At 58.2% G+C, this 15,898-nt stretch carries 10 protein-coding genes and 1 tRNA gene; 9 read left to right on the top strand and 2 right to left on the bottom strand.

Annotation, left to right across the window (positions count from 1 at the left end; genetic code table 11):
- The first annotated feature begins 330 nt into the window (after window positions 1–330).
- The 5 genes from FHS78_RS17165 (at window position 331) to FHS78_RS17145 (ending at window position 9,374) form a co-directional block, all read left to right on the top strand.
- Window positions 331–4,869: an esterase/lipase family protein gene (locus FHS78_RS17165; RefSeq protein WP_167095606.1), complete on the top strand. Its 4,539-nt coding sequence runs from the start codon at window positions 331–333 to the stop codon at window positions 4,867–4,869.
- On the top strand, window positions 4,862–6,790 hold the full coding sequence (locus tag FHS78_RS17160) for a hypothetical protein (protein WP_167095605.1): 1,929 nt from the start codon (window positions 4,862–4,864) through the stop codon (window positions 6,788–6,790). The genes FHS78_RS17165 and FHS78_RS17160 overlap by 8 nt, the downstream gene beginning before the upstream one ends.
- A 234-nt stretch (window positions 6,791–7,024) precedes the next feature.
- Window positions 7,025–7,291 (top strand): DUF3489 domain-containing protein, encoded by a 267-nt coding sequence (locus FHS78_RS17155; RefSeq protein WP_167095604.1) that lies wholly within the window; start codon window positions 7,025–7,027, stop codon window positions 7,289–7,291.
- Window positions 7,288–7,725, top strand: a complete 438-nt coding sequence (locus tag FHS78_RS17150; RefSeq protein ID WP_167095603.1) for a DUF2924 domain-containing protein — start codon at window positions 7,288–7,290, stop codon at window positions 7,723–7,725. Before FHS78_RS17155 ends, FHS78_RS17150 begins: the two co-directional genes overlap by 4 nt.
- Complete coding sequence (locus FHS78_RS17145; protein WP_167095602.1) at window positions 7,725–9,374, top strand: recombinase family protein; 1,650 nt, start codon at window positions 7,725–7,727, stop codon at window positions 9,372–9,374. Before FHS78_RS17150 ends, FHS78_RS17145 begins: the two co-directional genes overlap by 1 nt.
- 669 nt (window positions 9,375–10,043) lie before the next feature.
- Here FHS78_RS17145 and FHS78_RS17140 read toward each other — a convergent pair.
- Window positions 10,044–10,119: transfer RNA gene (locus FHS78_RS17140), tRNA-Ala, on the bottom strand.
- Window positions 10,120–10,229: 110 nt separating this feature from the next.
- A complete protein-coding gene (locus FHS78_RS17135; RefSeq protein ID WP_167095601.1) occupies window positions 10,230–10,628 on the bottom strand; it encodes a TIGR02300 family protein in 399 nt (132 codons plus the stop codon).
- Window positions 10,629–10,864: 236 nt separating this feature from the next.
- Between FHS78_RS17135 and aroA the strand changes: the two genes are divergently transcribed.
- The 4 genes from aroA to sppA all read left to right on the top strand — a co-directional run bounded on the left by aroA (window position 10,865) and on the right by sppA (window position 15,858).
- Window positions 10,865–12,253: a 3-phosphoshikimate 1-carboxyvinyltransferase gene (gene aroA, locus FHS78_RS17130; RefSeq protein ID WP_343042007.1), complete on the top strand. Its 1,389-nt coding sequence runs from the start codon at window positions 10,865–10,867 to the stop codon at window positions 12,251–12,253.
- Window positions 12,250–12,885: a (d)CMP kinase gene (gene cmk / locus FHS78_RS17125; protein WP_167095600.1), complete on the top strand. Its 636-nt coding sequence runs from the start codon at window positions 12,250–12,252 to the stop codon at window positions 12,883–12,885. Before aroA ends, cmk begins: the two co-directional genes overlap by 4 nt.
- A gap of 123 nt (window positions 12,886–13,008) precedes the next feature.
- A complete protein-coding gene (gene rpsA / locus FHS78_RS17120; protein ID WP_167095599.1) occupies window positions 13,009–14,814 on the top strand; it encodes a 30S ribosomal protein S1 in 1,806 nt (601 codons plus the stop codon).
- A gap of 96 nt (window positions 14,815–14,910) precedes the next feature.
- On the top strand, window positions 14,911–15,858 hold the full coding sequence (gene sppA, locus FHS78_RS17115; protein ID WP_167095598.1) for a signal peptide peptidase SppA: 948 nt from the start codon (window positions 14,911–14,913) through the stop codon (window positions 15,856–15,858).
- Window positions 15,859–15,898: the final 40 nt, after the last annotated feature.

Genomic DNA, 15,898 nt, shown 5'->3' with positions numbered 1-15,898 from the left:
TGAAGGAGATGCCACTGCGCATCCTTCAAGACTCGCACGCAACCGCTCGAAAGGGAATCCCAAACCGGACTCTTTCGTTCCAATCAATCCACTAGCAACGTGTTTAGACTAGGCATTCTCCTCCCCGGATTCCGCTATTCACAAGCTTGCTCTATGTCTTCACAGAATAGGAGACATCTCTCAATATCGACAATTGGTTATTTGAGTTGGAACCATGGCACCAGCTCGAGAAATTGAATGAATTATTTGGCCAACGAGAACATGGCGGACCACGACTTTCTCGGGTATTGCCTAGAGTGATAAGGCCAATAGCGATCCTGGAGATACTGCTTGGTTCAACTCCGTCGACCTCTGACGCCGCTTGATCGCGTGACTCGACACGTGGTGTTTGTTCACGGGCTAAATGGCAGCTTCGACAAGACTTGGATGTCGGCCGGAACACCACCGGAGTGCTGGCCAGACTGGCTGAACCGCTCTGACGGCACGACGGCTATCTGGGGTGTCAGCTACGGCGCAGCAGCTCTCAAGCTGCAAAATGGGGCTTCGATGGCTCTCCCGGATCGCGCCATGAGCCTACTGCCTTTGATGACATCCACGCCTGAGCTAGCCACAGGTGACGTGATCCTGGTTGGATACAGTCTCGGCGGCCTGATGATTAAATACATTCTCAGGCTCGCCAACGAACGAAAAGGACAAAATCCAGCGATCGGAAGCTTTCTACGAAGGGTTCGCCGCGTCGCCTTCATCGCCACACCACATTTGGGTTCCGAACTAGCCCCCAAAGCCCGCGTTCTGAAAGCGTTTTTGCGGGAACCCGTATTTGATCTACCGCGCAACGACCCGAACCTACGGTCTCTCAACGACTGGTATCGTGTCTATTGCGATGGGTCGCCCTTGGAAACGCTAGTTCTATGGGAGAAGGAGAATAGTCGGTATCCGATATCTCTACCATTTCATAAAACGATCACGTTCGACGTCGGACATATTGTAAAACCTGACAGCGCGAATCCGGGCGTTACTCGCCTATCAATCTACCCGATTGATGCCGATCACTTCACTATTGTGAGGCCGGCAGATAGAACCTCCCCCGTCTTCGAGCGTTTGAAGGAATTTATCGAGAAACCATTCCCGCCAGATCAAGTACGAGGACCTGGTGGAAGCTCACCTAGTCGTGGGCCAGGATCGATCGGACTGGACGTCGAAAGTCCGCTCATCACAGCTCAACTTCTTTCCAGAATCGATACTCTACGACAATCTCGCTTCACTATTGAGTTCGATGCGATATCCGAATGTAGCGCGTTTTTTGAGTCTATTGACGAGGAGTTCTCTCTAGCATCACCTGACGCCAAACGGATCGCTGCATCGTGGTGTGCTCGTATAGTCGCTGCAAAGGACGAGTCCCTTGCCGCAACTATGCTGGAGCGGGCAGAGTCCCTAGGGGAAGGCATTGAGACAAGGATTGCGCGATCATATTTGCTCTTCTTTGCCGAAGGAGATCGTCGGCGCGCACTCGCTCTAATAGCCGATATTGATACAGACGCAGGTCGTTCCAGCCGCGCCATTCTTGTAAGTCATGGCGAGCCACCCGATGTTGGACTACAGCATATCGACGAAGAAGGCCTTCGATTTGATCAGCTCGACTCCGACGGAAAATTTGCGGTCCTTCAGAAAACAATCGCAGCCGGACTATGGGACAGAGGCGTTCAGCACGTTGCCGCGCTTACGGAAGAAGATTTCGCAAAGACTCCATCCCTCTTGCTAAGCGCTGCCGCGCTACTCCTAGCCTCTACCGTGAATGATGATTTCCGAGCGGGAATTGTCCGTTACCTGCCGACTGAACTCTCTACACTTCCGATGTTCGAGGACTCTGCCTCCATTGAACGCCGACGACAGGCGCGTGCACTTTACGAGAGGGCAGCTGCCGCTTTTACTTCACTCGCAAGAGCAAAATCAGCAGCTTTGACAGCAGACTATGCGCTCTGGCTGGGCCTTATAGACCCTGCATCACATCCGTCCGCTATTGAAGAACTGCGCAGCAGCATGGCTGACAGAGAAATCGCTCTTCGGCGCCTTCCTTTCGCGATCGAATTTGGTCTTGATCTGGACATCGAAATGGTTGAGGCCGAACTCAATCAAAAAGAAATGGCGGAAGATGCGTTACCTCAGGTCGCTGCTGCCCGGTTCGCCATCGCAAAGCGGAAGGGATCACCTGCAGAAGCTGTTGCGTACATACAAAAATATAGAGATCAGCTCACAAAACTTTACCAATCCGACTGGATACTTTCTGTTGAAATTGAGTTGCTTGCGAAGGCGGGCAAGCTGGAAGAGGCAAGAGAAAAACTATCGAATGTTGACCCGGCATTTCCCGAACAGACACTGAAAAGCCTCCAGCGAATTCTAGAAGAGGCATCCGGCTCTGATCCCATTGAAATCCGAGAAAGGGAATATGCGGAATCGGGATCGGTCGGAGACTTGATTCTTCTGGTCGACGTACTCAAAGCCAAGGAAGCTTGGGCAAAGCTAGTCGACTACGGCAAAGTTCTGTTCGATGCTACCCGCGATATCAGTAGCCTTGAGGCGTACGTCCAAGGGCTTTTTCAAATAGGTCGTGATGTTGCGATCATCGAACTTTCGCAATCTGTGCCGGATATGTTTTCGACACACCAGCTTGTTCAGTCACTCGCTTGGTCTTACTTCCGCACAGGAGACCTTGAGGCCTCCAGACGATCACTGGCGCAGATTGGAATCTCTTCACGAGATGCGAATGATCGAGCCCTTCAGGTGAACCTCTCAATCACTTCCGGTGATTGGTTGTCCTTAGGCAAATTTGTTGAGGAGGAATGGGCCAATCGAAGCGAGCGCACTGCAAGTGAACTGCTACAGACTGGACAGATAGCACAACGTGTGGGCTCTCACCGCTCGCAGGAGCTTATTAGAGCCGCTGCAGCAAAGGCGGATGGCGACGCCGCATTGTTGGCGGCCTGTTACACAGCTGCGGCAAACGAAGGATGGGAGGATAGTCCAGATGTCCATGAATGGCTGGCAACAGCGATCGCAGCATCCGGTGACGACGGCCCAATTCAACGGATAGACATTGGGGAGATGATATCGATGCAGCCCGACTGGGCTGAGCGCGAGAAAAGAACTTGGGACCAATTAGCCGCGGGGCAGTTGCCCGTTTTTGGGGGTGCGCAAGCGCTTCGCCGATCACTGCTCGACATGTCTCTTCTTCCAGCACTGGCAAATCTTGAAGAGCCCGATCCTCGTAAGCGGGGCATGATCTTCGCTTTTAGCGGCGCCAGACCGCCTGGGCATGTAGAAGCTCGAAGGGTAGCCATCGACGCTAGTGCGCTTTTATCCATTGCCTTTCTCGGACTACTTGAGCGCGTGTTGGCGCATTTTGACGAAGTATTCATATCACACGGTCTGCTCGGTTGGCTCTTCGAAGAACGGCAACGCATCCAGTTCCATCAGCCCAGCCGCGTAAGAGCCGCACTAGAAATCAAACGGTTGATAGATTCCGGGCAGCTTTCGAAGTTTGAAGGCACAGTCTTAGTTGATGACCTTCTAGAACGTGAAGTTGGATCAGAACTCGCCTCGCTTATTGCCGATGCGGCTGGTGCAACCGCAGAAAACCAGCATGTAGTAATTAGATCCTACCCGGTCCCTAGGGCAGACACGTTGCTTGAAGAAAGTGCCGACCTTACAGGTTATGAAACTTGGATCGCCGGCTGTGGCGATCTCGTGACCGCGCTTAAACGGCAAGGATACCTTACCCGGGCGGAGGAGGAGCAAGCGAATTCATATCTTAGCCTGCATGAGAAACCGTGGCCTCACACCACTGAAATTCAGCCTAATGCAACGCTATACCTAGATAGCCTAACCGTTGACTATCTACAGCACCTAAACCTACTGAGCCGATTACGAAGTGCGGGTTTCAGTGTCTTCATTGCGACGTCGGAAACCGATGAGGGTGATGCATTGATACGACATCAGGCGTTTTCGGAGCACGCGGGCCGTTTGATTGAAGAGATCCGCGCCGCACTTTCAACAGGTCTCGACGACGGGAAGGTTCGGCTCGGGCACATGAATTCAAAATACGATTCGTTGCACCTAGATCATCCGACCGCGACATTCTTCGAACTTGCCTCGTCTGTTGACGCTCTCATCGTCGATGACCGCTTTCTAAATAGACATCTAAATTTTGATTGTAGCGACGGCACCGAACTTCGACCGATACATTCGAGCCTCGATCTGCTTCAGGGCATGCGTTCGGCGGGGCACTTGGAAGCTGGTGAGCTCTCCGAGGCTCTTACGCTACTTCGCCGTGGCGGCTTCATACTCACCCCAATAGGTGAAAAAGAAATACTTCACTCGATTGGCGACGCAAGAGTGGAAGATGGGCGCTTGGTTGAAACTGCAGAATTGCGAGCTATCCGCGAGTCGTTTGAGCGGGTGCGTATGACTGATATTCTACAATTGCCGCTTGAATCGACATGGCTTGATGACATCCATAAGGCTCTCATCGCTGCCATCCGTGCTCAATGGGCAGACGCGATCGATTTTGGGCAGGCGGAAGCACGATGTGACTGGCTTCTTTCCCTTTTTGACATTAGAGGCTGGGCGCATAGGACCCCCCCTTCAGGAGGAGAGGCCTCAGTTCGCTATCGAGCGCAGCTAATGCTACTCGCAAGCCCGTCGGATCTGAGCGAAGACGTACGACCACATTACTGGCAATGGCTTGAAACCCGACTCCTTGCGCGTTTTCGCGACGAGAACCCGGACGACTACGCCGCTCTTCAGTCCACAATTCTCGAGCTGATCGATAGTACTGCGCGGACCATAGAGGAGGAGGACGAAGATGACTGACAAACAGTTACTTCGGGCCTTGGTGGCTCAACTCGTCGAAAACCTCCCCCCGAGCCTTAAACGAACGATAATTAGCTCTCGGGAATTTCAGAACCGCTACAACATAAGTACAACTGCAAAGATCAGCCTCGGTGATGGCGGTATCACGTTTAGTCGCACCGACTTCTATAATGCGGTTCGTAGGATCTACGACAATCCGGATTCACCGCCACAGCTGACGTCAGACGAAGGAACTTTCTATTCCGTTTCCTTGCAAGAGGATACTGGTGCTCGGCATGTGACGTTAGCGTCGGACCAAAGAACCATAAAGCTTCCCGCTTTCTGGTTCCTTTCGCCGAATGCGGCCGATAGGCTTGGTGGTTTCGATGCAGAAGCGAACAAACGCCATCTCGTTGATCCGGAAATTCTCGAATGGCGCGAGCGACTAGCAAAAGCACCGCTGGAAGACGATGATGTTGACGAACTTCATGAAGAACTACAGCTGAATCCGGGTGAAATCTCGGAAGCAATTTCTAGTGAGATTGCGGCGGGAACAAGCCATATCAGGATTCTCGTACCACCGAAGCCCTCGTACTACGAACGTCTCGTGGGGCCACTAAAGGATAGCCGCGATCTTCCATCCTTTGTCGATCGGACTGCGAAGGAGCGACTGAGAAACCTCCTCGACTGGAACCATTCTGAAGGACTTAAGCTCGCACTTCTAATGTGCCCACAGAGTTTGCTTTCTGCCTCCATCGAGGCCGAGCAAATACCAGAATCAATTGTGATCGAGACTTTCAAATGGCTCGAAGAATATGGCGATCGATTTTCTCAAGTTGCAGGAATTGAGCTGGGCTTGCGATTATTGCCTCGATTTCCAGAAATCGAGCCCATTCTTCACGAGATGGTCGCTAACCTCTTAGAGGATGACCCAAATGACTCCGTTGGCCGACTGACGCTTTCCGCCAATCTCGCTGTCTTTACGGACGGCGAACTAGCGCGTCTTGGGATACTACGTAATGCTCCACCTTATTATCGTCGATTAGCTGCACTTGCCCAAGCCTCACTGATCGAACGCGAGCTAATTGCAGTGGATGTGGATAAAGCCGCAATCGGAGATTGGTCCCGTGACGGTCGAGGACAATGCTTCTTCCTTCAGTCGTTAATTGATCTTCGTACGGAGCCACGCTGGCTACCCGATTTTATGTCATCAGAACAACTTAGATACGAATTTCTCGGGCGTATTTCCGCAGCAGCCGTCGCAAACTGTGAATCGATTCGGTCTAAAGAGTTCCAAGAATTGCTAAACGGAGATACTCCCAACAGCGTTAAAGCACAATTAGTCGTGCCATTCGCATTCCTGCCAGGACCACTGGAAAGTGGCTATGCCCCAAAGGTGCCTGTGCCGCAGGAGTTTGACGATTTGTCGAACTCACTAACGGCAGGGGAAATCGACGAAGGCGTGCTCGCCCCTTTTGTCAACTCGGCGCTCATTTACAGGTTTGAGAAGGAGCACGCGGAGACCATCGCCGCATCTCTAAGAGCAGCAAAGTATCATGTTGCTATCCAAGCAGATAGTGATCGCATCTTCTCGCTGCTTGTAGGATTGGCGACGATAGCTTCGGTAACTAGATCGACAGAGCTCGCGGATGAGGTTCGTATCCTTGCTCGCGTGATGCGAAGACGCCCAGGAGTGACGCTAGAGCCAGATAGCTTGATGCGGATTGGAATGATTGCCGCGGCAGCGAATGCAGATGTTGATCAGTGGGCTCGTAGAGTAGGCGATTGGCTCACGGAGGTATCAGTTGACCCAATGGACAAAGACACTGCCCTACAGATGCGATCGCATGTTCGGCGATTGTGTGAACTGGAGCCGCACCTCTGGAAGACTTGTGCAAAGGCTGACGCTGCCTTTTCTGTATTGATCGGCATGGCTGCGTAGGAGCTATGGCCAAATAGCGAGAATTATATGGCGGACTTCCTGCTCGCCATGAGCCATGCGACCACTCTGACAGCCATCGACCTCATCAATCTGTGTCGACTGGACTTCTCCCGCAAAGGAAGCATCCATGTGCATGCGCCAAGCGGCGCAGGCCCCGCAGGAATCATAGTCCGGGGCCTTTCGGGGTGAGGGCGCCTGAGCGATGGGCGCCTGTAACCGAAAAGAGCCCCGAACATGGCAACTTCTCCAAACACTGCACCCAAATCCTCAGCATCTCCCGGCAGCAAGCTCGGCCAGATCATCCGCCTGTTGCAGCGCACCAAGGGCGCGACCATTGATGACCTGGTCGATGCAACCGGCTGGCAGCCTCATTCCGTACGAGGAGCAATCAGCGGACAGCTGAAGAAGCGACACGGTCTCGACGTGACTGCAACCAACGACGAGACCCGCGGCCGGGTCTACCGCCTGCCGAAGAAGGCCAAGACGGGAGGCGCCAAATGAATCAGGTCGAACCCGACTTGGGCACTCTTGATCTTGGCGAACTGCGGAAGCGGTGGCTCGCCGCTTACGGCAATCCTCCCCCACCCCGCGCCGGCCGTGAGCTGCTTGAGTTCGGTGTCGGCTGGCACCTCCAGACCAAGGCTCATGGCGGCCTTGATCGGACGACACGAGAACAGATCGCTGCTTTGGTCGAGGATGTCCGCGCGGGACGTGAGCCGGGCCTCACGGAGAGTCGTTCCGACCTCACCCCTGGCGCGACACTGGTCCGGGAGTGGAACGGCCGGACCTATCAGGTCCAGGTGCTGGAGACCGGATACCTCTTCGAGAACAGGGTCTGGCGCAGCCTCTCGGAGATCGCAAGAGAGATCACAGGCGCCCGCTGGAACGGACCCAAGTTCTTCGGTCTCAGACAGAAGCAGAAGGAGGTCGCCTGATGGTTGCCCGCAAGCTTCGCTGCGCGATCTATACCCGCAAATCGACCGATGAAGGTCTCGATCAGGACTTCAACTCACTGGAGGCCCAGCGCCAGTCCTGTGCCGCCTATATCATGAGCCAGACCCATGAGGGCTGGGAGGCGCTGACTGCTCACTACGATGATGGCGGTTACTCAGGGGGTACTCTCGAGCGCCCCGCCCTGCAGAGCCTGATGCAGGATATCGGGAAAGGCCTGATCGACATTGTTGTGGTCTACAAGGTCGATCGCCTGACACGGTCGCTTGCCGACTTCGCCAAGCTGGTTGAACTCTTCGATCAACACAGCGTCTCCTTCGTCTCTGTAACCCAGGCCTTCAACACCACCAACTCCATGGGGCGTCTCACCCTCAATGTCCTCCTCTCTTTCGCCCAGTTCGAGCGGGAGGTCACGGCCGAGCGTATCCGCGACAAGTTCCGCGCCTCCAAGGAGAAGGGCATGTGGATGGGTGGCAAGCCACCTCTTGGCTATGACGTGGACAAGCGGAAGCTCATCATCAACGAAGAGGAAGCCGAACAGGTTCGTCATATCTTCGAGCGCTATCTCGAGCTCGGCTCGGCCATGGCCCTGATGAAGGACCTGGAGGCCAGAGGCATCCGCTCAAAACGCTGGATCACCCAAAAGGGGCGGATGATCGGTGGTGCCTGCTTCACCCGTGGCGTTCTCTACCTGCTCCTGCAAAACCCGATCTACATCGGGAAGATCCGGCACAAGGATCAGGTTCACGAGGGGCTGCACGATCCCATCATCGACATGAAGACGTGGGGGAAGGTGCAGGACCTCCTTGCCCGCAACCGGCACGAGAACAGGACAAGGAAAAACGCCAGCGCCCCGAGCCTGCTGGCCGGGTTCCTCTTCCATGAAGACGGCACCCCGTTCCGGCCGCGGCAATCCCATATGGAAGGCAGGCGCCTCCACTACTACAAGCATCCCGACACCACTCTTCCTGCCCGGGAGATCGAGGGTGTCGTCACAAGCGAGCTCGTTGCCCTTCTTGGAAATCAGACAGAGCTCTGCCGGCTCATCGGGGCGGACCATCCCAATCTCATCGAACTGGTCGGGACAATGGCTGCACAGCATGCGGCTCAGCTGAAGGTTCACCCCACGCGTGAGGTCGTCCTGCAGCTCATCGAGAAGGTCACAGTCGAACAATGCAGCATCCACATCACGCTCAACCGGCGGGGTATGGCTGAGCTTCTCGGGTACGCCGACACGTCCGTAGTCAATGAGGATGCATGTTCCGAGCCGGTTGTCCTCACACGCCGGTATCAGCTGAAACGGGTCGGACGCGGCAAGAAGCTGATCATTGGGGCGAACAACCCGAATGAGACCGCTCAGCCTGATGCGTCACTTCTCAAAACCATCGCCCGGGCGCATGCCTGGCTGGACGATCTGAAGGCAGGGCTCAGCTACAAAGAGATCGGCACGCGGGATGCGATCGACGAACGGCTGGTCGCGCGAACTGTACGGCTGGCCTTCCTGGCTCCTGATATTACGAGAGACATCCTCAATGGCCGCGAGCCCGAAGGCCTGACTTCACAGGGACTGATCCGGCTTCCGAAGTTGCCGGCAAGCTGGGGTGAGCAGCGCGAGGCACTTGGCTTCACCTAAATCGGCCAGAGTCGGAGAATGCACTTGCCCGCGCTTCGGCGCGGGCTTTGTCGTTCCGTTGACGTTCCCACGAAACACGGCTGCATCACGGTGCATCATCGTGCATCGAAATACGCTGAAGCGGACCTGTTTGGCCCCTCGCAGAGACATGCCCACGAAATGACGTCGAAATGCCCTCCGCAGAGCACCTCCGCCGCTCACCGCGATGCGCAAATGGGCCGCAAGTCCCCGGAATGACGGAGAATTTGCGGAGAGGTCTGGAGGTCTTGGTTTTGCAAGGGAAGGACTGGTGGTCGGCAATAGAAACGTTGCGCTGACCTCTCCATAGCTCGCGACTTTCGCCTAGGCGATGAGTCACGAACAAAGCAAAGACCTCTCCAGAACGGTCTGCGTTTTGCTCACGACTCTTCGGTAGAGCGAAGAGTCACAAAACAAGCAGAGACCTCTTCCGCTCGCATTCACCGATGCATTCACGATGCACTTTCGATGCACATTTCCGTGGAGCGGACCAAATCGTCCGCGCACAGAGAATTCCGCGAGAATGTCTGAGAATTGAGGCTCTCTGGTCCGCCCTACGGCGAACTTAGATCACCAAATATGCGCTAACCCTCGGAAACTTTTGAAGATTTCCGGAAGCAGATATTTGGGTCTAGATAAGAGGGTGTAGACTGGTGGAGCCAGACGGAATCGAACCGACGACCTCTTGCATGCCATGCAAGCGCTCTCCCAACTGAGCTATGGCCCCATTTTCAGTCTTGCCGGCGGGGTGGGGCCCGCCGTTGAGGAGCCGGAACTTATTTCGTCGTTCCGGCAAATTCAAGAGGAAGTTGACGTCCTTTTCGGCGAGACCGCCGATCAGTCGTCGTCTTCCTTGCCGCCGCGCACGATCCCGCTCACATCGTCGTCATCGTCCTCGTCGTCTTCGAGGAAGGTGTCGTCGTCGCTGTCGTCGTCGTCGAGGTCGATGTCGTCTTCGTCGTCATCGCCGTCTTCGTCGAAATCGTCCTCGAGCTCTTCCAGCGAGATATCGCCCGCCGAACTGTCGTCCTCGTCGTCATCCACGCCCGGCGCCGGCTTTTCCGGCTCCTTTTTCGGCTTTTCGGCCGCCGGCTTCGCCCGTTTGGGCGCCTTGGCCACTTCCGGCATGAATTCGTGCTGGCACTTCGGACAGACCAGAGGGGTCTTGTTCAGATCGTAAAACTTCGCGCCGCAGCTCGGGCACTCGCGTTTCGTTCCCAACTCAGGTTTCGCCAAGTTCGATGCTCCCCGCGCTTCACGCTTCAATATGGCCGACCGCCGCTGGCCCGGCGGGCCCGCTGCCGATTTCCCATGAAAGGATTTTCCCATTGCCACGTCTTCATGCGCCTGTCAAAACCTATTCGCACGACCGTGCCCGCCAGCCCGCGCGGCGAGGAATCCCGCCCTTTCCCGCGCATCCCGCGGCGGGTCGTTCCGCTCCGTTTCTTCCGCTTTTCAGCCGGTGACACAAAGTGGCCCACGCCTCCGCTTCAAAGACCTCGACAGCCCTTACCGCGGCCCCTTCTCCGGCGCTTTCCGGCAACATGACGGTGCCGGGGGACAAGTCGATTTCGCACCGTTCTCTCATTTTCGGGGCGCTGGCCGTGGGCGAGACGCGGATTACCGGCCTTCTGGAAGGCGAGGACGTGCTGGCGACGGCGGAAAACATGCGCCGTCTCGGCGCCCGTGTGACGCGGCATGAAGACGGCTCATGGTCGGTTTCCGGCGTCGGCGTGGGCGGCCTCAGGGAGCCCGCGGAACCGCTCGATTTCGGCAATTCCGGCACCGGGGCCCGCCTCGTCATGGGGCTGGTGGCCGGCCACCCGATCACGGCGACCTTCACGGGCGATGCCTCGCTGTCGGCCCGGCCGATGAAACGGATCATCGATCCGCTCACGCTGACGGGGGCGGAATTCCATGCCCGCGAGGGCGGACGCCTGCCGCTGACGCTGAAGGGCGCGCGCGCCCCCTTGCCCATTCGCTACAAGCTGCCCGTCGCCTCCGCCCAGGTGAAATCGGCCGTGCTGCTGGCGGGCCTCAACGCACCGGGCGAGACGGTGGTGGTGGAGCCGGTGCCGACGCGCGACCATACCGAGCGGATGCTCGCCGCCTTCGGCGCGAAAGTGGAGATCGGCACGGATGACGAGGGATTGCGCGAGGTCCGCCTGACCGGCGAGCCGGAACTGACGCCCTGCGACATCGTCGTCCCCGGCGATCCGTCGTCCGCGGCCTTTCCGGTGGTGGCCGCGCTTGTCACCCCCGGCTCCGACATCGTGGTGGAGGGCATCACGCTCAACCCGCATCGCGCCGGGCTCTACACCACGCTCATCGAAATGGGCGGGGATATCGAGATCATGAACCAGCGCGACGAGGGCGGCGAGCCGGTCGCCGATCTGCGCGTGCGGGCAAGCGCGCTCCAGGGCATCGACGTGCCGCCGGACCGCGCCGCCTCCATGATCGACGAATATCCCGTGCTCGCCGTCGCGGCCGCCTATGCCTCCGGCCTCACCACCATGCGCGGCATTCACGAGCTGCGCGTGAAGGAGAGCGACCGGATCGCGGCCACGGTAGCGGGGCTTCATGCCAATGGCGTGAAAGTGCAGGAATTCGAGGACGGCATGGTCGTGGAAGGCCGGTCGGGCCATGTCGATGGCGGCGGCCATGTCGCGACCCATCTCGACCACCGCATCGCCATGTCCTTCCTCGTCATGGGGCTTGGCGCGAAAAAGCCCGTCACCATCGACGACGGCGCGATGATCGCGACGAGCTTTCCCGACTTCCATCAGCTCATGCGCGAGCTGGGCGCCGTTTTCACCATTCCCAATACCGCGGGCTCCAATGCCGCAGGATCGCGCCCGTGATTGTCGCCATCGACGGTCCGGCCGCCTCGGGCAAGGGCACGCTGGCCCGGCTTCTGGCCCGGCATTACGGCCTCGCCTATCTCGATACGGGCTCGCTCTACCGCGCCGTGGGGCAGGCCGTGCTGACCTCCGGCAAGGACCCGCATGACGAAACGGCGGCGCTCGAGGCCGCCCTGTCGCTCGACACCGGCCATATCGACGAAAAAGCCATCCGCACGGCGGAAGCGGGCAATGCCTCCTCCATCGTGGCCGCGATGCAGCCCGTACGGGACGCGATCCTCGATTTTCAGCGGAATTTCGCCGAAAATCCGCCAAACGGGGAAAAAGGCGCGGTGCTGGACGGGCGGGATATCGGCACGGTGGTCTGCCCGGACGCGGATGTGAAACTTTTCATAACCGCCTCGCCCGAGGTCCGGGCGCATCGGCGCTGGCTGGAACTCAACCATTCGGGGTCCGATATCGCCGAGACACAAGTTCTGGCCGATGTCCGCGAGCGGGACCGGCGGGATGCCGAGCGGGCGACGAGCCCCATGCGCCCCGCCGACGACGCGCACTTGCTCGACACCTCCAATTTGAGTATAGAAACGGCGTTTGACGCAGCGGTCGCAATCATAGACGGCTCAATGAGTTAGGTGCGATGCACGGGCGATTTCGGGGACCCCCGAAGCCGCGCGTTCGCACCTTGTTTGTTTGTGAACTCGAATGGCTGTCGCCCGCATGCCGCCTGCGCCGAAACACCCGTATGAACTTTACCCATGTTCACCTGCTCCCGGGCACTTCCATACGACCCGGGGGAAGACCGCCGGACCCAACCGTCGGCCAGGAACAAGAAGACGATCAGGAGACTGAATACTTTGGCAGAAGCAATGAGCGCCGAGCTCAACCCCAGCCGCGAAGATTTCGCGGCCATGCTCGAGGAAAGCTTTTCCGAGAGCGACATGCAGGAAGGCAATGTGGTCAAAGGGACCATCGTTGCCATTGAAAACGATCTTGCGATCATCGATGTCGGCCTGAAGACCGAAGGCCGCGTCCCCCTCAAGGAATTCAGCACCGCCGGCAAGCCGGCCGACCTTTCCGTCGGCAGCGAAGTCGAGGTGTATCTGGAGCGCATCGAAAACGCGATGGGCGAAGCCGTGCTCAGCCGCGAAAAGGCGAAGCGCGAGGAAAGCTGGATCCGTCTGGAAGCCGCTTTCGAAAAGAACGAGCGCGTGGAAGGCCAGATCTTCGGCCGCGTGAAGGGCGGCTTCACGGTCGACCTCGACGGCGCCGTGGCGTTCCTGCCCGGCAGCCAGGTGGATATCCGCCCCGTGCGCGACGTCACGCCGCTCATGAACATTCCGCAGCCTTTCCAGATCCTCAAGATGGACAAGCGCCGCGGCAACATCGTCGTCTCGCGCCGCGCCGTTCTTGAAGAGACCCGCGCGGAACAGCGTCAGGAACTGGTCGAGAACCTCAAGGAAGGCCAGGTGCTGGAAGGCGTCGTCAAGAACATCACCGATTACGGCGCGTTCGTCGATCTCGGCGGTGTGGACGGCCTGCTGCACGTCACCGACATTGCGTGGCGCCGCGTCAACCATCCGACCGAGGTTCTCTCCATCGGCCAGACCGTGAAGGTCCAGGTCATCAAGGTGAACCACGACACGCAGCGCATCTCGCTGGGCATGAAGCAGCTCGAGGCGGATCCGTGGGAAGGCGTCGAAGCCAAGTACCCGGTCAATGCCAAGTTCAAGGGCCGCGTGACCAACATCACCGATTACGGCGCCTTCGTGGAGCTGGAGCCGGGTGTGGAAGGTCTCGTCCATGTCTCCGAAATGAGCTGGACGAAGAAGAACGTGCATCCGGGCAAGATCGTTTCCACCTCTCAGGAAGTGGAAGTGATGGTGCTGGAAGTCGATCCGGTGAAGCGCCGCATCTCGCTTGGCCTCAAGCAGTGCATGGACAATCCGTGGACGACCTTTGCCGACCGTTACCCGCCCGGTACGGAAGTCGAAGGCGAGATCAAGAACATCACCGAGTTCGGTCTCTTCATCGGCCTCGAAGCCGATGTGGACGGCATGGTGCATATGTCCGACCTCGACTGGAACAAGTCGGGTGAGGAAGCCATGGCCGAATACCAGAAGGGCCAGGTGGTGAAGGCGGTCGTTCTCGACGTCGACACCGAGAAGGAGCGCATCTCGCTCGGCATCAAGCAGCTTGGCGGCGACCCGCTGGAATCGCTCGGCGATCTCCGCAAGGGCTCGGTCGTCACCTGCACCGTGACCGAGGTTCAGGACAACGGCATCGAGGTTTCCGTTGGCGAAGAGGGCGTGACCGCCTTCATCCGCCGCGCGGAACTGGCACGCGACCGTGCCGACCAGCGTCCGGACCGCTTCGCGGTGGGCGACAAGCTCGATGCCCGCATCACGCAGTTCGACAAGACCTCCCGCCGCATGCAGCTCTCCGTCAAGGCGCTGGAAATCGCGGAAGAGAAGGAAGCCGTCGAACAGTACGGTTCGTCGGACTCCGGCGCCTCGCTCGGCGATATTCTGGGCGCCGCGCTCAAGGCACAGGACAAGGAGTAACAACTCCCTGTCATCCGGACGAAATTGCCGGGGCGACACCGCGGAAATCCCGCGTTAAGCTCCGGCAGTTTTCCAAGACCTGTCCGGAGGAACGGTGTGTCGATCGACGCAGATACGATAACGGACAGGCGGCGCATGAAGCGCCGCCTTTCTCTTTGGCGGATCGTCGCCATCGTCGCGGTGGCCGTCGCCCTTATCGCCACCTCGCTGCAATCGGGCCTCTTTCCGCCCTCGGAGCAGATCGCCCGCATCCGGCTGGAAGGCGTGATCGTGGACGACCCCACCCTTGCCGACCTGCTGCGCAAGGTGCGCGACGACAAGAGCGTGAAAGCCGTCATCCTCTACATCAATTCGCCCGGCGGTACGGCGTCTGCGGCGGAGGCCGTCTACGAAAATGTGCGCGGCATCGCGGAGAAGAAGCCCGTCGTCGCGGTGCTGGGCACGGTCGCGGCGTCGGGCGGCTATATCGCGGCGCTGTCGGCCGACCACATCGTGGCGCGCGGCAACACCATCACCGGCTCCATCGGCGTCATTTTCCAGTGGACGCAATTGCAGGAGCTGATGGGCAAGCTCGGCATCGAGATGCGCGAGGTGAAATCCGCGCCCCTGAAAGCGGAACCCAATCCCTTTACCGAAACGAGCCCGGAAGCGCTGAAAGCGACGGAAGCGCTTATCCAGAGTTCCTATCGCTGGTTCCTCGGACTGGTTCAGGAGCGGCGCGGCTTCGACGAGGCGACGACCCGGAAACTGGGCGACGGGCGCGTCTATACCGGCTTCCAGGCCATGGAGAACGGGCTCATCGATGAAGTGGGCGGCGAGCAGGCGGCGCTTGCCTGGCTGCGCAAGGAGCGCCGGATCGGCGAACGACTGCCGGTGCGCGACTGGACGCCCGAGGAAGACGAATTCGGCATCACCGATCTGGTCGGGCAGGCCATGGCGCGCGCAGCGCTTTCCACCATGGAGGGTCTGAGCCAAAAAACACTGCACACAAAAAGACTTACACTTGACGGTCTGACCAGCCTTTGGCACCCTGAAGCCCGTTGAGCCATGCCTGAGCATGGCGGACAGGGCTTCGGGCGGCTCC

Origin of the sequence: Parvibaculum indicum (genome assembly GCF_011762095.1) — a bacterium.
Classification (GTDB): Bacteria; Pseudomonadota; Alphaproteobacteria; order Parvibaculales; family Parvibaculaceae; genus Parvibaculum; species Parvibaculum indicum.
The sequence above is the reverse complement of the archived record's forward strand: the minus strand, read 5'-3'. Positions and strand labels throughout refer to the sequence as shown.

What these genes read in the sequence shown, in the direction of transcription:
- FHS78_RS17160 (WP_167095605.1), top strand. Translation starts at nt 4,862, where the DNA reads ATGACTGACAAACAGTTACTTCGGGCCTTGGTGGCTCAACTCGTCGAA.
- FHS78_RS17155 (WP_167095604.1), top strand. Translation starts at nt 7,025, where the DNA reads ATGGCAACTTCTCCAAACACTGCACCCAAATCCTCAGCATCTCCCGGC.
- FHS78_RS17150 (WP_167095603.1), top strand. Translation starts at nt 7,288, where the DNA reads ATGAATCAGGTCGAACCCGACTTGGGCACTCTTGATCTTGGCGAACTG.
- FHS78_RS17145 (WP_167095602.1), top strand. Translation starts at nt 7,725, where the DNA reads ATGGTTGCCCGCAAGCTTCGCTGCGCGATCTATACCCGCAAATCGACC.
- rpsA (WP_167095599.1), top strand. Translation starts at nt 13,009, where the DNA reads ATGTTCACCTGCTCCCGGGCACTTCCATACGACCCGGGGGAAGACCGC.